Here is a 20,834-nt window from a genome sequence, read left to right on the forward strand (position 1 = left end):
TGATTCCTCTCATCGCTCCAGGTGGAAGTACCAGGCGTCCTTGACCGTGGTACCGAGACAACCAAGCACGCCGACGATCACCGTGTTCTCGGGCTTGAACAGGGGGTTGGCGTTGCTGAGCCCGATGGTCGCCCCGGTTGTGAGCCCGTTCACGCCGATGCACTGCGCGAGCGCCTTCCCGGGGTACTTCTGGACGTAGCCGATCGGGTTGCTCCAGAGCTTCTGTCGGCCAAAGCGGCCGACTGTCTTGGAGCCCTCCCACAGGCCGCGGCCGAAGTTGGCCAGACCACGCCCGACCGCCTGCGCGCCGCGTCCCACGGCCTTCGCGCCGGCGACCACGCCGTTCTTCGCCGCGACCGCGCCGGCGCGCACCTTCGCGATCGCCTTGCCGCACTTGCCCGCGTTGTGCACGAGCACGTCCGCGTCACCGGTCACGACGTGGAAGGTGTGCAGGGTGTCGACCGTCAGGTTGTAGACGGTCCGCTGCTCGGTCCACGACCGCGTGCCGACGATCTCGCCCTCGGAAACCCGTTGTCCGGCAACGAGATCACCGGCCTCGGCCCACTTGCCGTCGGCCCAGAACGGGTGGCCGTCGGTGGTGGTGAGGGTGGACGTGCGGCCCTCGAACGACACGGTCAGCTCGGTCATCTTCTTGGCCCCGGACCCGACGATCACGTCGGTCACCGCGAACGAGCCGGTCTGCCCGGTCGTGGGATCGGCCGCCGTCACCTGGTCTCCGACCCGCACGGCGCTGATCGCCTTGACGGAACCGTCGCCCATCCGCACCGCGGTGTCACCGGCGAAGCTGTTGCCGGCACCCGCGACCACCGTGCAAGCCGCGTTGACGATGTCGTCGCCGTACTTGGCGCCCATCCGGACGCCCTTCGCCGCACGCACCGCGCCGACGCCGTACGGGCCGGCGAACAGCGACGCCACCGACACCACGGACCAGATGCAGCTCTCCGCGTCGCCCTGGGTGATGCACCGCTTGCCGTCGTTGAAGCCGCTGATCTCGGCCAGCCCGTCCACGAACCCCTTGCCGAAGTCCTTGGCGGCCTGCTTCCAGCCCGGCCACTTCCACGAGATGCCACCGGACCAGGACCCGGACCCGGGATTGCTGGCCTTGGACGTGTTCGTCACCGGGTTGCCGGCCTTCTGCACGGCCTGGTCGTAGATCTTGTCCGTGCCGCGCTTGGCGTCCGCCACCACGTCACGGTTGGCCCCGACCCTGCCCGCGGGCACCTTCGCACTGGACGACACCGGCTTCGGCATGTTCATCACGGGACCGTGCGCCGCGCCGGACACCGTCCTGGGCACGTGCCGCGCCGAGTACTGCGCCGCCGCCTTGGCCTGCGCGGTGACCCGCTTCTTCCGCTCGTACTCCGCCCGCCGGGCCGCCTCGGCGCGCGCCGCCGCGGTCGCGTTGTAGCAAGAGCCACAGCTGCCGCCGCCGCCACTGCCCCGGTACGCCGGGCCGGGCGCGTAGCTCGGGAAGGTGCCGCTCGCCCCCGGGGACTTCTTCCTCTTCTTGCCCGACAGGTTGTCCGCCTGCTGGCGGATCTCCCAGGCGAGGTCGTCATGGAGCCAGTAGCACATCCCGAGGTAGCAGCCGTCGTCCACCTCCACCCACGTGGACGGTTCGTCGTCATCGTCGTCGCCCCAGTTCCACGGCCACGACCAGTGCCCGTCCGGGTCGATCTGGCCGACCGGGTCGCCCGCGCCGTAGGTGTAGCGGTTGGCGCGGACGCCGTCGCCGCCCTGGAACGGGATGTCGTCGCGCGCGTTGAAGCCACCGGTCGTCGGGTCGTACCAGCGGGCGCCCATGTCGACCTGGCCGGTCGCCGGGTCGGTCCAGTCGCCCTGGTAGCCGAGCGGTCCGGTGTCGCCGGTCTTCGCGGTGACCTTGCCGAACGCGTCGTAGCTGGTGCGGTCGGCGAGGGCCTGGCCGTCCGGTGCGATCGCGCCGATCACGTCGCCGTGGCCGTTGGACACCGGCACGCGTGCCGTGTCGCCCTTCTTCGTGGCCAGCAGCTCGTCACCCGGACCGCGGGCGAACGTGGCCGCGCCGTCGGACACGATCTGGTCGTCCTGGCCCGCGTAGGTGAACGCGGTGCCGTTGCGGGTGGCCACCCGGTCCAGGCCGTCGTAGGTGTAGGTCTGGCTGATCGCGCCGACCATCCGGTCGAACGCGTCGAACGCGTACGGCTCGGTGTGCCCGGAGCTCGTGCGGCCGGCGAGCGTGCCGCGCGGGCTGTAGGTGTAGGTGTAGTCGCCGTCGGACTGCAGGCGGTTGCGCTCGTCGTAGGACGCGGTCTTCGCGCCCGCCTTGGTGCGGTTGCCCGCCGGGTCCCACTCGTACGGCGTGGTCACGCCGCCCGTGGTGGCGCTCTTGAGCCGGCCCAACGCGTCGTACGTGTACGTGGTCGCGACGCCGTTCTCGGTCTTGCTGGAGATGAGATCGGTGTCGTCGTGGCTGTATGTCGTGGACGAAATGGTCTGGCCGGTCGAGCCGGTGAGCACGTCCGAGATCTCTCGGCCGTAGTCGTCGTAGCCGAAGGTCCGGGTGCGGCCCGCGCCGTAGCCGATGGTCTTGACCTCGCCCGCGGAGTCGTAGCCGAGCGTCTGGGTGACGCCGGCCAGTCCTTCGGAGACCGTGTTCAGCCGCCCCTTCAGGTAGGTGTAGGTCGAGGTGCCGGCCGCGTCACGGCGGGTGGTCGGGTTGCCGTCGGCGTCGTAGCCGAACTCCGCCGTGCCACCGGGACCGGCCGTGGTGAGCAGGTTGCCGCGGTCGTCGTAGGTGTAGGTGTCGGAGCCGACCCGGATCGCCTGGCCCACCAGGTCGTATGCGATGTCCCGGGCCGTGGTGGGCTTTTCCGCGCCGCTGCCGGTCTCGGCGGTGAGCTGGTCGGCCGGGTCGAACGTCCGGGTCCGGACCACGCCGCCGGGCGCGGTCAGCTTCACCTCGTTGCCGTTGGCGTCGTACTCCGAGGTCCACGTGCGGTCGGTCGGGTGCGCCGCGGTGGAGGGCTCGATGACCTTCTCCGGCAGGCCCCACGGGTTGTACGTGGTGATCGTGCGGTGGCCGCGCGGGTCGGTGTAGCGGGTCAGGTTGCCGGCCTCGTCGTAGCCGAACTCCTGCGTGACGCCCTCCGGCTCGACCTGCTTGACCAGCCGGTTGCCCGCGTCGAACTCGAACGTCGTGACGTTCAGCTTGGCGTCGGTGACGGTGGTCGTGTTGCCCGCCGGGTCGTAGCCGAACTTCGTGGTGCGCAGGACCGTGCCGTCCGGCTTCAGCTCCGACTGCGCCACCTGGTCGCCGAACAGGTCGTAGACCTGGCGGGTGGTGCGGCCGATGCCGTCGGTGACCCGCACGGCGTTGCCCGCGGCGTCATAGCCGTAGTGCGTGGGCACGCTCGCCGGGTCGGTCTCCTTGATCAGCTGGCCGAGCGTGTCGTAGGTGAACGTCGTCGCGGCACCCGAGGGGGCGACGGCCGAGGTCACGTTGCCGAGGTCGTCGTAGCGCTGCCACGCGGTGAACGTGCCGGTCGTGGGCTTGCGCTCGTACACGGTCGAGGTGATCTCGCGGTCGAGGTCGTCGTAGGTCGACTCGGTCCGCGCGCCGTCCGGACCGGTCGTGGACAGCACCTGACCGGAACGGGTGTAGGTGAAGCGCGAGATCGCCCGCCCGGTGGTGGCCGGCTCGTCGACGGTGACGACGCGGTCGAGCTGGTCGTAGGCGAACTTCGTGGCGTAGCCGCGGGCGTTGACGACCTCGGTGATGTTGCCGTTGCCGTCGTAGGACGTCGAGACCGCCGGCGTGATCGCCTGGTGCGTCGGCGACACCCTGGACACGACCCGGCCGAGGCGGTCGTACGCGGCGGTCGTCACGTTGCCCAGCTCGTCCGCCTCCGCGACGACCTCGTCGAACGTGTTGTAGCCGGTCTTCGTGGTCGGCTTGGTGGTCGTCGCCGCGCCGCCGTCGCGTTCCACCGACACCTCGGCGCCCGTGGCCGAGACCTGGCGGCCCAGCTCGTCGAACCCGTAGGTGGTCGTCTTGAGCCGCGGGTCGGTGACCGAGGTCTGGTGGCCGCGCTGGTCGTAGGTGTACTTGGTGACGCGGTTCGCGGCGCCGTCGGTGACGGTCTCCTCGATCACGTTGCCGACGTCGTCGTGCTGGTAGGTCACGGTCTCCGGGGTCTCGGACACCGGCCACGGCACGTTCGACACCTTGCCGCCGGTCGTGGTGCGGGTGACGTTGTCGCCGGCGTCGTAGGTGTAGGAGGTGCTGCGGCGCAGGCCCGTCGGGTCGACCACGACCGTGGCCAACCGGCCCAGCCGGTCGTGCGTGTGCTCGGTGACGGTCTTGCCGTTGGCGGTGACCTTGCGGGTCAGGTTGCCCGCGCCGTCGTAGGTGTTCTCCTCGACGACGTAGTCGCGCTTGCTGCCGTCGGGGTTGTCGAAGTCCTTGAGCACCTTGCGGCGCGGCAGGCCGTCACCCCAGTACTGGAACTCGGTGCGGCGGCCCATCGCGTCGGTCTCGCTGGCGAGCCGGCCCGCGAAGTCGTAGGAGAGCGACTTGACCAGCAGGTACCCGTTGGCCGGCGCGGGCACGCCCGCCGGGTCGCTGCGCCAGTCGCGCAGGCGCACCTCGGCGAGGCTGCCGCGGGTGGTGTAGGCGAAGTCGAACCGGTTGCCGTTCGGGTCGGTCTCCGAGGTCCGGTGGCCGAACGCGTCGTACTCGTACGACGTCTCGTTGCCCTCGGCGTCGGTTTCCCGCACGAGCCGGTTCTGCTGGTCGTACTCGAACTTCGTGACGCGCGGCGCGTCGTTGGCCTGGGTGTCGGTCTCCTCGGTCTGGGTGATGTTGCCGTCGGCGTCGAACGTGTGCGAGATCCGCAGCTGGTGCTTCTTGCCGGTGACGACGTCCGTGGTGATCGGGCCGGTCTTGGTCTGCAGCCTCGACATGGCGTCGTGGGTGAAGGTGGTGACGACGCCGTTCGGGAAGCTGTCCGAGATCTCCTTGACCGTGGCGGGACGGCCCAGGTTGTCGTAGGTGTACTCGGTGATCAGGCCGTTGGGTTGGGTGACGCGGGCCAGGTCGCCGTTGTTGTAGTAGGCGTATCGGGTCGTCCGGCCGCGTGCGTCCATAGTGGACGCGAGCAGGGCGGCGGGCGGTGAGCCCCCGTTGACCGCGGGCTCCGCGCCGTTGGTGTAGGTGTGCCGGACGAAGCTGCCGTCCGGCGCGGTCTCCTGGAGCAGCTGGCCGGTCGAGTGGTAGCTGAACGTCGTGCGGTAGGTGGTGTCGGTCGCGCTCGCCGACCGGCCGTCACGCGATTCCAGCGGCAGGAAGTTGCGCGGGTCGTACTCGTTGGTGACGGTCGTCGGGAACGTCTCGTAGCTGGTGTGGCACTCGGTCGCGGTGCGGCACGTCTTGCGGGACGTGACGTTGCCGCGCGCGTCGTAGCCGAGGGTGACCGTGTCGCCGTTCTCGTCGGTGACGACGCTGAGCTGGCCGTTCTCGTCGTAGGAGAACGAGCGGATGCTCATGCCCTCCGCGCCGTAGCGGACGAACACCGGGCCGCCGGAGCTGTTCGGGATCGTGGTGCAGAACGACGGGTCGTTCGGGTCGGGCTTGCTGCACGTCTCGGTGGGTGGCGTGGGTGTGCTGGTCGGCTCGCCCGGCGTGTCCTCGGAGCGTGCTTCCAGACCCAGCGGTTGGCCGAGGCGCAGCAGCCAGCCGCCCAGCGCGTCGAACTCGTACAGGCTCGGCCGGTTGGCCGGGTCGAGCACCTCGACCGTGCGGCGCAGGTCGTCGTCACCGCCGTAGACCGCGGGCGGGCCGATCTTCCACGTGCCGCCGTTGTCGTCGGTGTGCTCCTTCACCCGGTCCAGCGCGGTGTCGTAGCTGGTGGTCGCGGCGATCTTGCCGCTGGGCAGGGTGATCTTGGCGAGCTGGTCGGCCGGGTTGTTGGCGTTGCGGTGCGCGGTCGTGGTCTGCGGGCCGACCGGGCCCGAGTAGACGGCGACCTCGTCGATCACGCCCGCGAAGTGGCGCTGCGGGGTGGTGCCCCAGGCGGGCCACGTGCCGGTCGCGTAGGCCGCGCCGATCTGGTTGAACGTCAGCTTCTCGTGGTCGATCGTCTTGCCGGTCAGCTCACCGACCTTGACGCCGTCCAGGAACAGGGTCTGGGTGGTGCCCATGGAGCTGAGCACCACGTGGTGCCACTTGCCGTCGTTGACCAGGACACCGCTGGTGATCGGGCTGATCTCACCGATGCCGAACTGGCCGCGCAGCTTGCCGTCCGTGCCGACGTACAGGATCGGGACGCCGCTGGTTGACGCGGTGCCGAGGGCCTTGTCCTGGTAGCCGAGCAGCGGGCCGCCCGAGCCGGTGACCGAGTTCTTGAACCACAGCTCGACCGCGCCGTCACGGCTCTTCTTCACCGTGCCCTTGGGCAGGTCGACCGTCGACGTGGTGCCGTTGAACATCGCGGCGGTGTCGGTGGTGTTGATGCCCGGCGTGTTGAGGGTGACGTTCTTGTAGGTGCCGGTGTCCTTGCCGAGGTTGACCGAGACCTCGCTGGCCGCGAACGTGCCCTCGGGTTCACCGAGCCGCCAGTACGACTCGGGGCGCGAGTCGAGGACGGTGGTGCGGTAGTGCGAGCCGGCGGTGTACTCGTAGCTGGTGCAGCCGCTGGCGCAGACCTTGGTGAGCAGGTCGCCGGTGTAGGTGTAGCTCCACGTCGTCTGGTCGGCCTTCACGGCGGTGACGCGGTTGCCGGTCCAGGTGAACGTGATGAAACGGCCGGAGGTGTTGGTCTGGCTGTTCGAGACGTGTGCCCTGATCAGCTTGCCGGTGGTGCTGTCGTAGGTCAGCACGACCGCGCGGTTGGCGCTGTCGGTGATCCGGGACAGCCGGCCGGTGAGGGAGAACTGGTAGGTGGTGCCGGACAGGTCGAGCAGCCTCCACGCCGTGCTGTCGACGGTGAGCTTCGCCTGGCGGCCGAACGGTGCGGCGTACGTGCCGTCGGCGTTGCGGCCGAACCGGACCTGCTGGCCGTCCGGGTAGGTGATCACGACGTTGCCGGAGCCGTCGTCGTCGGGGACGAGCTTCATGTCGTAGCGGCTGGACCAGCCGGCGCCGAACATGCCGTCGCGGCGCGGGTCCAGGCTGTTGTAGGTGCGGACCAGGCGGAACTCCGGGCCGACCGTGGTGATCGTGGCGTCCACGGCGGCGGTGGAGTAGTTGCCCGACTGCGGGTCGAACTCCTGGTCCTTCGTGCCGTAGGGGCCGCCCGCCAGGCGTGAGGTGATCTCCGGCTGCGGGACGCTGGTGAGCACCGTGGAGTACGGGGAGATGACCTCGGTGGTGGCGTCCTTGACGTACGCGCGCCAGTCGTAGGCCTTGCTCCACTTGAGCGTGCCCGACGGGACGGTCCACGCGGTCTTGGTCTGGTAGCCGGAGTTCACGCAGTTGATCGGCTTGCCGGCGGCGTCGCGTTCGCAGATCTCGAACTTGAACTGCATGGTGACGGACGGCGGCGCGTCGATGTCGAGCGCGCGGGCCCACAGCTGCGGGGTGAGGGTGGGCGCCTGGTAGCCGTTCGGCGGGTACAGCTCCTGGACTACCGGCGGGATGTCGAAGACTTCCAGCACGATCCGGCCCGGCGGGACCTGGTGGTCGGTGAACACCGGACCACCGGTCTTGACCATGGTGAAGTCGAGGAAGTACTTGCCCGGCGGCAGCGCCTTGATCGTGGCGTCGAGGGTGACGCGCTGGTTGCGGTTGACCGTGGCGGTCAGGTTCGCCGAGCGCTGCTGGACGACGGACGCGCCGGTCTTGGCGTTGTAGGCGCGGTAGGCCAGGTAGTAGTCGCCCGGCGCCCAGGCCGCGGCGCTCTTGTTGGTGACCGCGATCTTGACCTTGCCGTCCTGGTTCTGCAGGACCGGCGGGTTCGGCACCGGGTTGGCCAGCGCGTACGTCGCGTTGTACGGGCTGTGCGTGACGTAGAGGCGGGGCGGGTTCGCGGTGGCCGGGCCGGTGAACTTCTTGCCGGACAGGTCACCGCCCGCGCGCAGCGAGATGCCGTTGTTGGCCTGCTCGCCGTTGACCCACTTCTGCACCAGGTCGCGCCCGCCGCCGCCGAGGTTGATCAGCTCGCCTGCGGTGGGGCAGGCGGAGGACGACTGGCCGAAGGCGATGTAGCCGTGGGCGAAGGAGCGTTCGGCCAGCTGGCGGCCGGTGTTCGGGCCGGGGTAGTCGACGTCGCTGCTGGACGTCCAGCTCTCGGTGACCGGGTGGACGGTGACGTTCCTCGGCCGGCACGAGTCGGAGTCGTAGTTCACCAGCCACAGCTGGGCGCCGAAGATCGTGTGGTTGCGGAGCTTGTCGACCAGGCTGCCGAAGCGGAGGTAGGAGGCGGCGTTGGGGCCCACGAGGAGGGTGTTGCCGCCGGGTGAGGACGAGGTGCCGTTGACGTAGAGGCTGCTGTCGGCGGCTTCACCGGTGACCGGGAGCTGCACGGTGGGGTCTACCGCGACCGGGTAGGCCGCGCTGCTCAGCCAGGTTGTGTCGAGGGTGAGCTGGAGGGCCGGACGGCCGTTGTGGCTGGTCAGGGCGTAGGTGACGGCGGTGGAGCGGGTGCCGTTCGCGTCGACCATGTCGCCGGGCGGGATGACGGCTCTGGTGTTGCTCTTCTCGTCCTTGAGCAGGACCTGGTTGTTCTCGACGTGCGCGGTGAGGTTCTTGAGGGTGAGCGGGAACGTGAAGCTCGTGGCGCCGGGGCGGGTGAGGACGAGGGTTTCCTTCACGCCGCCCGGCTGCGACTCCAGCTTCAGGTCCACACCGGGCTGGACCTCGGTGTAGGTGGCGGTGCTGCCGGTCGCGGTGCCGTCGACCTTGTTCGCGCCGGCCAGGCCGTAGGACACCTCGTGGTCGGCGTCCACGGTGAGTTTGGCCAGCTCTTCGGCGTCGGCCTGGCGGTTGAGTCGTACGTCCACCTCGTCGGCGGCGTTGTGCCAGCCCTGGTCGCTCTGGACCAACTCGGTCTGGATGGGCTTCCACTCGTCGCCGTCGCGGAAGTTGACGGGGCCGGCGGAGAACTCGGTGGTCTCGGTGCCGTCCGGGTTCGTGTAGACCTTCTCGTACTTCGTCCGGGCCTCGGGCTTCTCCTGGCTCTTGCCCTCTTCGAAGCCCTTCGCCTCGCTGACCGGCGGTTCCTGCACCGACGCGGCGTTCTGCGGCTGGACGTCCCACTTGACCTTCGGGTAGCGCGATCTCAACGAGTCCGGGACCGTGTTGTTGTTGGGCGCGCCCTCGAGGTGGTCGGGATCGGCCTGCGCCTCACCCCACCGCTGCCCAGGCCCGGGGGTCGTGACGCTATCCGCCGCAAACGTCTCCGACCGCCCCCAGCCGTTGACGGCGTCCCCGCCACTGGTAGCCGTAACCGCCAGCACAACAGCGACAGCGACCACCTTGGCCGGCCCGGACGCCCACAGAACTCCGAGCAGCCCCGCTTTGCGCACACGCGACGACATACCGCTCCCCCAGTCGACTGAGCAGGCCGTCGCGGACGTTAAGGACCCCCACTTCCACCCCACTTCCCTCCCGCTTCCACGGGTGGCGGGTCAGCTGAACTGGTCGAGTTGGCGCAGGCAGAGGGCTTCGACGGGCCGTAGACCGGCCTCTCTGGCGAGGGTCAGAGCCTCTTCGTAGAGGGGGATTGCGGCGGGGCGGTCGTGGGTGGCGACCGTGGCGCCGAGGGTGGTCAGGGCCTCGGCCAGTTGCCAGGGGGAGCACCAGCGGCGGGCCAGGGCCACGGCTTGGCGGTGGTGCGTTTCGGCTTCTGCCAGGAGGCCGGCGGCTGATTCGGCGGTGCCCAGGGCGGTCAGGGCGCCCACCTCGGTTTCGCGGTTTTCCTCGCGGCGGGCGACGGCCAGGGCCTCGGAGGCGTCGGACTGGGCACGGTGGAAGTCGCCGGAGTCGGTGTGGACCAGGCTCAGGCCGATCAGTGCCGATGCCTCGCCGTACTGGTTGCCCAGGTGACGGTGGAGCGCGCACGCTGCCATCAGGTGTTCGCGCGCGCCTGGCAGGTCGCCGTAGGAACGGAGGACGTAGCCCAGGTTCACCCGCGCTATGGCCTCGCCCCACTGGGAGCCGTCCTCGATGCTGATCGTCAGCGCCTGGGTCAAGTGCTCCAGGGCTGTGTCCACGTGACCCAGGTGGCGCTTTACGAAGCCCAGGTTGTTCAGGGCCATCGTCTGGTCGGTTCGGGTGCCGGCGCGCAGTGAGTGGGTGAACAGGTCGCTTGCCTCGGCGTACCGGCCGGACGCCAGCAGCGCGATCCCCAGGCTGTTCGCGGTCGCCGCCTCACCCTCCGGCCAGTCGGCCTCGCGGTGCGCGCACAACGCCGCCTCCAGGTGCCGGATCGCCTCGTCACGCCGCCCGAGGTGCACGCACGCCGCACCGATGCCCTGCCGCATCAGCGCCTCGACGCGCGGCACCCCTCGTGCCGCCTCCAACACCGGGAACGCGACGTCCAGCCACTCCGCCCGCAGCCCCCGGTGCAGGAACACCGACCGGATCGCGTCCGCCAGGTACCACGCCGCCGGGTGCGGACCGTGCACGGCGGCCTGCCGCAGCACGGCGGTCAGGTTGTCGTGCTCCGCCTCCAGCCACGCCACGGCCTCGGCGGACGACGCGAAGTCCACTTCGCACACCGGGTCCGCGTCCCGGGGCAGCCGCAGCGGGTGGCGGCTGAAGTGCCGGTCCACCGCGTCCGCCGCCGCCAGGTGGAACTCCACCAGCCGCTCCCACGCGCCGTCCTCCCCGCCGAACGTCCGCGCGTAGTCCCGCACCAGGTCGTGGAACCGGAACCGGCCCGGCCCGTGCTGCTCCACGAGGTGCGCGGCGGCCAACCGGTGCAGCAGCCGACCCGCCGACGCCACCGGCACGTCCAGCAGCGCCGCCGCCACGCGCGGCGTGAAATCGGCACCCGGCACCAGCCCCAGCAGCCGGAACAGCCGCTGCAGCGCCGGCGTCAAAGCCGCGTAGGACACGTCGAAAGCCCTGGTCAACGGGCTCTCGTCGGCACCGTCCACGGTCAGCCCGGTCAACGGGTCGGCACGCAGCACGGCCACCAGATCGTCGACGCACGGGTCCGAGTCGTGGGGCGTGAGGTTCGCCGCCGCGATCCGCAGCGCCAACGGCAGGTGACCGCACAGCCGGGCCAACTCGTCCAGCGATTCCACCGACCCCAGGACCTGCGGCACGCCGCCCAGCACCTCGGTCAGCAGCGCACGCGAGTCGGCGGCCGGCAGCACGGTCAGCCGCAACGAACGCGCGCCCCTCTGCGCGACCAGGTCACCCAGCCGGTGCCGGCTCGTCACCAGCACCACCCCGGACGGCGGCAGCAGCGGCGCGACCTGCTCGGCGTCCCGCGCGTTGTCCAGCAGCACCAACACTTCCCGGTCCGCCAGCACGGTCCGGTACAGCGCGGCCAGTTCGTCCACTTCGGACGGCAACCGCTGCTGCCCCAGCGCCCGCAGCAACTGCGCCAACGCGATCGCGGGCGGCACGGGCTCGTGGTCGGCGTCGAACCCGCGCAGGTCCACGTACAGCTGCCCGTCCGGGAACCGTTCCCGTGCGCGCCGCGCCCAGTGCACCGCCAGCGCCGTCTTCCCGACGCCCGCCGCACCGGTGATCACCCAGATCCCGGCGTCGTCCAACCGCGCCAGCTCGGCCTGCCTGCCGGTGAACGCCCGCACGTCGTGCGGCAACTGCGCCGGACGCGTCACCGGCACGGACGCCGGCTCCTCACCCTGCAACACCTGGACGTGCAGCTCCTGCAGCCCGCGCCCCGGCTCGATGCCGAGCTCGTCGGTGAACCGCCGCCGCGTCTCCGCGTACACCGCCAGCGCCTCCGACGTGCGCCCGGAACGGTGCAGCGCGAGCATCAACGCGGCTTGGAGCCGTTCCCGGAACGGGTACTCGGCACCGGCCCGGCGCAGTTCACCGATCACGGCCGCGTGCCGCCCGGCCCGCAGCTCGGCGTCGAACAGGTCCTCCACGGCGGCCAGCCGCCGTTCCTCCAGCAACCGGCTCTCCCGGTCCAGCAGCGCCTCGGTCACCCCGCCGAGGACCGGCCCCTCCCACAGCGCCAGGGCGTCCCGCAGACGCGCGACGCCCGCGTCGACCCGCCCCTCGGCCAAGTCGACGCGGGCTGCCGCGACCTCGTCGGTGAACACCTGGACGTCCAGCTGTCCGGGCCGCACCTCGATGAGGTAGCCGGGCGACCGGCGCACGATCGCGGACCGGCCGAGGAGTTTGCGCAGTTCCCAGATCCGCACCTGGAGCTGGCCGCGCGCGCTCGTCGGCGGCTCGCCGTCCCAGACGAGCCCGATCAGCTGCTCCTCGGACACCACGCGGTTCGCGCTGAGCAGCAACGCGGCGAGCACCGCGCGCTGCTTCGGGCCGCCGAGTCGGACCGGCTCGCCGTGGACGTGGACCGCGACCGCGCCCAACAACCGGTAGCGAACTCCACCCTCGACCACGCCAGACATACTGCCATCGAATTCGAGTGGTACTCGGGTAAAAGTTCCGCGAATCACCTCCACTCATTATTTGCAATTCCGATGATTGCCATTCAGATACACGTCACCCGCTGTTCACCATGTTCATCAGAACGCGGGTTGACGCAGTGCCGAGCCCGGTCGGCCCGCGCAGCGCCTGCGCCGTACCGGCCAACTCCCGGCCGCCGAAGTGTTTGGCCAGGTCGGCGTCGTGGTAGCGGACTACCTCGCGGTGCCAGTTGAGGATCCCGGCCATCCAGTCCTCCAGTTCGGCGGCGTGCGCGGTGAGCGCGGCCCGCGTCTCCGGTTCCAGGTCGAATTCCTCGAACAACGTCGGCAACTCGACCGCGACGGAGTGCTGGAACTGCTTGAGCCGCGCATTCGCCAGGTCGGTGGTGATCGCGTACGCCCGCTCCAGGTCGACGTCCAGGAAATTGCGCACCACGAGGACCATGTTGTGCACCTCGCCCTCGTACTGGATCTCCTTCCGGTACGAGTAGAGGTCGTTGAGGATGGTCGCGTAGTCGATCGCCGAGTTCTCGATGTTGCGGATGGTCCTGGTGCGGTAGATCTCGTCCGGCACCAGCCGGCCGTGGCCGAACCGGGCCAGGCTCATGGTGAGGTCCGAGCCGAACGTCCGGCGGCGCATCTCGACGTAGTCGACCGGGTCCGGCACGCGGTTCTCGTGCTGGTTCTTCAGCTCCCACAGCCAGCTGTCCAGCATCAGGTCCAGCGCGTTGCGCAGTTGGAGCCGGTTCTCCGGCGGCATCGGGGCCGTGGTGCGCTGCCAGATGTCGGCGAGGCCGCGTTCCATCGGGGTCACCGGCGCGGGCGCCTCGCCCTCCAGCGGCATCATCTGCTTCAGCCGTTCGGTGGTGGCCTTCGCGGCGGCCATGTCGGGTGTCCGGCCGAACGTGTACGGGTAGTAGTCGTCGCCGTAGGTGCCCCACGTCAGCCACAGCGCGGAGATCTCCAGCTCCTCCGCCGTGGCGTCCGGGTCGATGCCCGCCGAGCACAGCGCGAGGTCGTAGTCGCGCAGCTTGCTCTCGGTCCACACGCGCGGGGTGTCGTCGAAGATGCCCATGTCACGCGCCCAGGCGATGCTCTTCTCCAGGGCGTCCTTCCAGTGCGGGCTCACCTTCAGCGTGAACGGCATGTCCAGGGCCGGTTCCGGCAGCGACGGGACCTCCTCGAACGGCACGTGGCTGAAGCTGCGCAGGCGCTGCGGCGCGGTGGCGATCAGCGAGCGGACGGCGCTCGTGCCCAGGCCCGTCGGTCCACCGAGGACCGGGTTCGCGGTGACCGCCCCGTCGTTCATGTAGCGGCTGGACCGGGCGTGCCACTCGTGGCCGCCGGACTGCCAGTCCTGAAGGCCCTTCACGTACGCCAGCACGGCGAGCCTGCCCGCCGGGTCGACGGCGTACTCGTCCAGCAGCGGCGGCACCTCGGTGACGGCGGTGTGCTCGAACTGGTGCAGGCGGGACGTGAGCAGGTCGTTCACCGCCTCGGCGGCCTCCTGGGTTCCGATGTCGAGGAACTTCTCCAGCACCAGGACGCCGTTGCTCAGCTCGCCCTCGTCCAGCACCTCGCGCTCGTAGGAGAACAGGTCGTTGCGCAGGTGCACGGCGTCGGCGAAGGTGTCGCGCAGCACGCCCATCGGGCGGCTCAACGCGATGTGCGCCGGGACCTCCATGCCGGTGACGTGCTCGACCAGGTTCGCCGACCACGGCGCGCCGCCCACCTTGCGGCGCATCTCGATGTACTCGATCGGGTTGGAGAGCCTGCCCTCGGAGATGTTCAGCAGCTCCCACATGGACTCGTCCAGCAGGTGCTTGGTGTTGTCCGCGAACCGGCGCCGCCAGTCGAGCGAGTGGCTGTGGACGGTGCGCGTCCACAGGTCGGCGAGGCCCTTCTCGACCGGGTTCGTCGGCTCCTCGGTGATCTGGCCGTCGACCGGCATGAACAGCGGCAACCGGTCGAGGTACGCCTTCGCGCCCGCCACGTCCGGGTTGCGCTTGTACAGCTCGACGAAGTGGTCGTCGAAGTAGAAGACCCAGACGTACCAGTCGGTGACCAGGTCGAGGTCGTCCGGGGAGGCGTCCGGGTGGGTGTAGGAGCAGAGCAGCGCGTAGTCGTGCGAGTCGAGGTCGTCCTCGGTCCAGATGACCGTGCCGTGCTGGGGGACGTCGATCATGTCCATCTCGTGGGCCCACACCTTCGTGTGCGCCCGCGCGCGTTCCAGGTTGGGGTTCAGCCGCGCCGGATAGGGCATGTAGAAATCCGGCAACTGGAACGGCTGCATCGGCTCGCACCTCTCGGTCGGTGGCATACACCTCGTACGCAACCAGTGCCGTGGCGTGACAGCCAAGACCTACCGGGACTGATCTACACGTTCGAGCGGCGGGTACCCCCGACTGGCGGAGTGCGGTACTGCGCTGAGTGGCCGCCGGGTGTGCGGTGCGGGGCGGGTCGAGACACACTGGATTACGTGCCCCGCTTGGAGCCGTTCGACGTGGACTTCTTCGACTCGGCACCGGAGCGCCGCAGCTACGAGCTGGACCTGCCGGTGTCACCCGAACGTGTGTGGCGCGGCCTGACCGCCTCCAACCCGCTGTGGTGGTGCCGCCTGCTGTCGTCGGTGGAGTACACCTCGCCCCGGCCGTTCGGGGTGGGCACGACGAGGACTGCGGCGGTGCTGGGCGTGCTGCGGCTGCACGAGGTCTTCTTCCGCTGGGAGGACCACCGGCGGCAGTCGTTCCGGGCGGAGCGGGCCAACCTGCCGGTGTTCCGCCGGTTCGGGGAGGACTACCTGGTGGAGCGGACACCGGACGGGTGCCGGCTCACCTGGACGTTCGCGTACGAGCCGGCGCTGAAGTTCGGCGGCGGGATCAACACGAAGGTGTTCACGTCCTTGGTGGCCGACACGCGACGTCATTTCCACGCCTGAACCCCGCCGAGCCGGCTCTCCGTTGCGGATCGTCCGGAAGGTGCAGTAGATCACGCCCATCGGGCGATCGGGCACCTTAGGTTAGGCTCCCCTCATGTCCAAGGGAGATGCGCTGCTCGCGGGCGAGGAGCTGGTACTGGCGTACCACGACCACGCCGTGGTGCACGGGGTCTCGCTCGGACTGCGCGCGGGCGCGGTGACGGCGCTCGTCGGGCCCAACGGGTCCGGCAAGTCGACCGTGCTGCGGTCCCTCGCGCGCCTGCACCGGCCGCGTGAGGGCCAGGTGCGGCTGGGCGAGCGCCCGGTGTGGGGGCATTCCGCGCTGTCCGGCAAGGAGTTCGCCCGCAACGTCACCCTGCTCACCCAGCAGCGGCCCACGCCGTCCGGTGTGTCGGTGCGCGACGTCGTCTCCTACGGCCGCTACCCGTACCGGACCGGGTGGCGCGGTGTGGACCTGGAGGGGAACGCCGCCGTCACGCGCGCCATGGAGCTGACCGGCGTCACCGCGATGGCGGACCGCGGCGTGGACGAGCTGTCCGGCGGCGAGTTGCAGCGGGTGTGGCTGGCGTCGTGCCTGGCGCAGCAGACGTCCGTGCTGCTGCTGGACGAGCCGACCAACCACCTCGACCTGCGCTACCAGGTCGAAGTCCTCGACGTGGTGCGAGACCTGGCGGACGACCACGACGTGGCGGTGGGCGTCGTGCTGCACGACCTCGACCACGCGGCGATCATCGCCGACGAGGTCGTCCTGCTGTCCGAGGGCAAGGTCGTCGCGGCGGGCGGGGTCCGCGACGTCCTCACCGGTGACCACCTCACCCACGCCTACGGCGTCACGGTGCACGTCGCCGACGACCCGGTGACCGGCGCGATCCACTGCCGTCCCCTCGGCAGGCACACCCCACGAGCGGTCTGACCAGTCCCTGAAGCTGAGAGGTTCGAGCGATGCGCTTGTCGACCCCTGCCCTCGTCGCGGCAGCCGTCCTGCTGTCCGCGTGCGGCACCACCGAGACACCGGCGACGCAGCCGACCGAGTCCGCCGGCGGACCGGTCACCGTGACCGACTCCCGCGGCAAGGCCGTGGAGCTCAAGGCCCCGGCCAAGCGGGTCGTGGTGCTGGAGTGGGGCGAGACCGAAGTTGTCGCCTCACTGGGGGTCATGCCGGTGGGTGTCGCGGACACCGCCGGTTACAAGACCTGGGACGTGGCCGCGCCGCTCGCCGACGACGTGAAGGACGTCGGCAAGCGCAACGAGCCCAGCGTCGACTCGATCGTCGCGTTGAACCCGGACGTGGTGATCATGCCCCAGGGCCGGGGCGAGACGCTGGCCGGCCAGCTGGAGAAGTACGTGCCGGTGGTCGTCACCAAGTCCAGTGACGCCTCCCGGAACTTCGACCGGCTGCGCGAGGACGTGAAGATGATCGCCCAGGCGATCGGCAAGTCCGCCGAGGGCGACCAGCTGCTGTCCGACATGGACAGCGCTCTGGCCGAGGGCAAGAAGGCGGTCGAGGCCAAGGGCGCGACCGGCACGCCGTTCCTGATGGCCGACGGCTGGATGGAGGGCAGCACGGTCAACATCCGCCCGTTCGGCAAGGGCTCGCTGGTCTCCGACACCGCCGAGGCCGTCGGCCTGAAGAACGTGTGGACCGGCGAGGTCGACGCGCAGTGGGGTCTGGGCGCGACCGACGTCGAGGGCATGACCGCGATCACCGACCCGAAGACCGTGCTGTTCTACGCCGCTTCCGAGGAAGACGTGTTCACCACCGGCCTGGCGCAGAACCCGGTGTGGCAGCGGCTGCCGTTCGTCGTCTCGCAGAAGGTGGTCAAGCTGGAGCCGGGCACCTGGATGTTCGGCGGGCCGAAGTCGGTCGTCCACGTCGCCGAGCAGTTCGTGAAGGCCACCACCGCCTGATGCGCACCGCCGTCGTGACGGCGGGGATCGTGGCGGCCATCGCCGTGCTCTCCGCCGTCCACCTCACCCAGGGCACCGCGTCGACCGATGTGCTCGACGTGCTCGACGCCTTGCTGGGCAACGGGGACGCGCAGACCCTCGCCGTGCTGGAGGGTTCGCGCGTGCCGCGCCTGCTGGCCGCGTTGCTGCTCGGTGTCGCTCTCGGCGTCGCCGGTGCGGGTATGCAGTCGGTGGCGCGCAACCCGTTGGCGTCACCGGACACGCTCGCCGTGAACGCGGGCTCGCACCTGGCCGTGGTCGCGATCGCGGCGTTCGGGTTGAGCCTGCCGACGTTGCCCGCGGGTGGGGCGGCGTTCGTCGGCGGGCTCGCGGCGGCGGTCGTCGTGCTCGGGCTGTCCGGTGGGGGTTCGACCAGTCCGCGGTTGGTGCTGGTCGGCTCGGCGGTCATGTTGACGTTGCAGTCGGCGACCGTTCTGTTGTTGCTGATGTACGAGCAGGAGACGACCGGGCTGTTCGCCTGGGGTTCAGGGTCGTTGACGGTGAGCGACCTGAACGCGACCGCGCAGATGACGCCCGTGGTGGTGGTCTCGGTGGCGGCGCTGGTGGTGATGGGGCGGTCGCTGGACATCCTGGCTCTGGGTGACGACAACGCGACCGTGCTCGGGTTGAGGGTGCGGCGGACACGGGTCGGCGCGGTGCTGTTGACCGTGGCGTTGACGGCGGCTGCGGTGACGATCGCCGGGCCCATCGGGTTCGTCGGGCTGAGCGCGCCGGTGATCACGCGGCTGCTGACGCCGTTCGTGCCGGGGTTGGGCAGGCACCGGGTGTTGCTGCCGGTCTCGGGGCTGGTCGGTGTGGTCATCGTGCTCGGCGCGGACGTGCTGCTGCGGGCCGTGATGGGGTCTGCGGCGGCGGTTCGGGTGCCTACCGGGGTCACTACGACGATCCTCGGTGCGGTGGTGTTGATCTGGTTGGCGCGGCGTGGGCGGTCGGGTGGGACGCCCCGGCAGGCGCCGGCCGGGCGGGTCGGTGTGGCGGGGTCGCCGCGTCGGCTCGCGGTGACTTCTGCCGTGCTGGCGGTGTTGGTTCTTTCGGCGCCGGTCGTGGGGTTGATGTTCGGGGACCGGTTGGTGCTGCTGGGTGATCTGGCGAACTGGTTGTCCGGGCGTTCGGGGACCGCGTTGACGTTCGTGGTCGACCAGCGGCTGCCGCGCGTGCTGGCGGCGTTGGTGGCGGGTGCGGCGTTGGCGGTGGCGGGGTGCGGTATCCAGTCGGTGAGCCGGAACCCGTTGGCGGAGCCGGGGTTGCTGGGGATCACGGCGGGTGCCGGGCTGGGTGCGATCACGTTGATCACGGCTGTGCCGATGGCCGGGGCGTGGGACATCGCCGGTGCGGCTGGTGTCGGTGCGCTGGTGGCGTTCGCGCTGGTCTACGGGCTGGCTTGGCGGTCCGGGTTGGACTCGGACCGGTTGGTGGTGATCGGGATCGCGATGTGGTCGGCGGGGATGGCGCTGATCACGTTGCTGATCGTGACGTCCGATCCGTGGAACACGGCGAAGGCGTTGACGTGGCTGTCCGGGTCCACGTACGGGCGGACGCTGGAGCAGGTGCTGCCGACGGTGCTGGCGTTGGTGCTGCTGACGCCGTTGTTGTGGGCTCGGCACCGTGAGCTGGACTTGCACAGCCTGGACGAGGACACGCCGCGCGTGCTCGGGATGCGGGTGGAGCGGTCGCGGCTGGTGATCCTGCTGGGTGCGGGGGTGCTGGCGGCTACGGCCGTGTCGGCGATCGGCGTGGTGGCGTTCGTGGGGTTGGTCGCGCCGCACTTGGCCCGGTCGTTGGTCGGCGGTCGGCACGCGCGCGTCATTCCGGTCGCGGCGGCGGTTGGTGCGGTGTTGGTGAGTGCGGCGGACACGTTGGGGCGGACCGTGATCGCGCCCGCGCAGGTGCCCGCCGGGTTGGTGATCGCGTTGATCGGCACGCCGTACTTCGTGCTGGTGCTGTGGCGGACGCGCGAGATGCGCACCTGACCTGCCCTGAACGCCGTGCGCGTGCCGCCGCTCCGCCCCGAATTGTCGGACCCCGTCGGTAAGATCAAAGCAGGGGTCCCCTGGCGGGTACCCCTGCGAAGCGCGGCGGTTGGCGCGGTGCGCGGCGGCTGTTGTCAGGGTCGGTTGCGGGCCGGCGATTGTTCGGGCTGCTGCGCGTTGTCGTGTCGGGGTAGCAGGAGCGGGGTCGTCAGGATCAGGAGACCGGCGATCGCGATCGCGGTGCGGGGGCTGGTGAGACCGGCCAGCAGGCCCCAAAGTGCGGTCATGGCCGCGATGGTGGCTTTGCTGGTCACCGACCACGCCGACAGGGTGCGGGCGGCGCGGTCCGTCGGGACGTGGTTGAGCCGGTAGGTGGCGAACACCGGGTTGAACACGCCCATGCAGGTGATCAGGCCGAACTCGACCACGATGACCAGCACCAGCCCGGTGGCGCCTGAGTGGACGAAAGCCAACCCGACGGGCCAGCACGCGCGCAGTGTCCCGGCCGTGAGCATGATCCTGTGCCGCCCGAACCGCGCGACCAGTCGGCGGGACAGCCGTGAGCCGATGAGGCCGCCGATGCAGGGCGCCGCGAACGCCAGGCCGTACTGCCACGGCGTGAAACCCAGGTCGCCGAGCATGAGGACGGCCAGCACCGGCGAGGACGCCATGATCAGGCCGCTGACCAGGACCGTGTTGCAGAACAGCGGGCGCAGTGTCGGGTGGGTCAGGATGTACCGCCACCCTTCCAGGACGTCGGCGGCTCGCAGGCTCGGTCCACCGGTTCGCGTGGGGCGCGGCTCCTTTCCGCCGATCGCCAGGACGCCGATGGCCGAGAGCAGGTAGCTGACCGCGTCGGCCACCACGGTCGTCACCGGGCCGAACAGGCCGATCGCGGCCCCGCCCAGCGGTGGTCCTAGTGCGGTGGCGGTCCAGGCGGTGGATTCGAAGCGGCCGTTCGCGATGAGCAGGTCCTCGGGGCGCACCAGCGTTTTCAGGTATGCGCCGGTTGCCGCCTGGAAGGTGATGTCGGATGCGGCCACGACGACCGCCACGACCAGGAGATGGGCGAAGGTGAGCCGGTCCAGTGCGAACGCGGCGGGCACGCTCGTCAACGCCGCGAAGCGGGTCAGGTCCATCGCCACCATCACCGGTCGTTTGCGGCGGAACTCCACCCACGGGCCGAGCGGCACCGCCACCGCGGCACCCACCGCCAGACCCGCGGCGGCGAGCAGCGACACGTCTGTTGCCTCGGCGTGCAGCACGAAGACCGCGATCAACGGGAACGCGTCGAACGCGAGCCGGGTGCCGAACGCGCTGACCCCGTACGCCGCCCACAACCACCCGAACCGCCGCCCCAGCGACCGCTCCACCGAGCC

The 20,834-nt window shown here is 70.3% G+C and carries 8 protein-coding genes; 4 read left to right on the forward strand and 4 right to left on the reverse strand.

The features are described from left to right. Positions 1–9: 9 nt before the first annotated feature. The 3 genes from FM051_RS22750 to FM051_RS22760 all read right to left on the reverse strand — a co-directional run bounded on the left by FM051_RS22750 (position 10) and on the right by FM051_RS22760 (position 14,872). A complete protein-coding gene (locus FM051_RS22750) occupies positions 10–9,537 on the reverse strand; it encodes an RHS repeat-associated core domain-containing protein (RefSeq protein WP_158846562.1) in 9,528 nt (3,175 codons plus the stop codon). Positions 9,538–9,627: 90 nt separating this feature from the next. After that, positions 9,628–12,561 (reverse strand): AfsR/SARP family transcriptional regulator, encoded by a 2,934-nt coding sequence (locus FM051_RS22755; protein WP_158846564.1) that lies wholly within the window; start codon positions 12,559–12,561, stop codon positions 9,628–9,630. A 94-nt stretch (positions 12,562–12,655) separates the two neighbouring features. Continuing rightward, a complete protein-coding gene (locus FM051_RS22760; RefSeq protein ID WP_158846566.1) occupies positions 12,656–14,872 on the reverse strand; it encodes a terpene synthase family protein in 2,217 nt (738 codons plus the stop codon). Between the two features lie 186 nt (positions 14,873–15,058). On the opposite strand from FM051_RS22760, the gene FM051_RS22765 reads away from it, so the two are divergent. The 4 genes from FM051_RS22765 to FM051_RS22780 all read left to right on the forward strand — a co-directional run bounded on the left by FM051_RS22765 (position 15,059) and on the right by FM051_RS22780 (position 19,455). Further along, the gene (locus tag FM051_RS22765) at positions 15,059–15,517 is read left to right on the forward strand and encodes an SRPBCC family protein (protein ID WP_202918971.1); all 459 of its coding nucleotides are present in this window, start codon (positions 15,059–15,061) and stop codon (positions 15,515–15,517) included. A gap of 94 nt (positions 15,518–15,611) precedes the next feature. Further along, a complete protein-coding gene (locus FM051_RS22770) occupies positions 15,612–16,430 on the forward strand; it encodes an ABC transporter ATP-binding protein (RefSeq protein WP_158846568.1) in 819 nt (272 codons plus the stop codon). 29 nt (positions 16,431–16,459) lie between these two features. After that, a complete protein-coding gene (locus tag FM051_RS22775) occupies positions 16,460–17,425 on the forward strand; it encodes an ABC transporter substrate-binding protein (RefSeq protein WP_158846570.1) in 966 nt (321 codons plus the stop codon). Next, entirely contained in the window at positions 17,425–19,455 is a 2,031-nt protein-coding gene (locus FM051_RS22780) for an iron ABC transporter permease (protein ID WP_158846572.1), read from the forward strand. Before FM051_RS22775 ends, FM051_RS22780 begins: the two co-directional genes overlap by 1 nt. A 134-nt stretch (positions 19,456–19,589) precedes the next feature. On the opposite strand, the gene FM051_RS22785 is transcribed toward FM051_RS22780, so the two are convergent. Next, entirely contained in the window at positions 19,590–20,828 is a 1,239-nt protein-coding gene (locus FM051_RS22785; RefSeq protein ID WP_158846574.1) for an MFS transporter, read from the reverse strand. Positions 20,829–20,834: the final 6 nt, after the last annotated feature.

The sequence above is a fragment of the Saccharothrix deserti genome, assembly GCF_009769385.1.
Classification (GTDB): Bacteria; Actinomycetota; Actinomycetes; order Mycobacteriales; family Pseudonocardiaceae; genus Actinosynnema; species Actinosynnema deserti.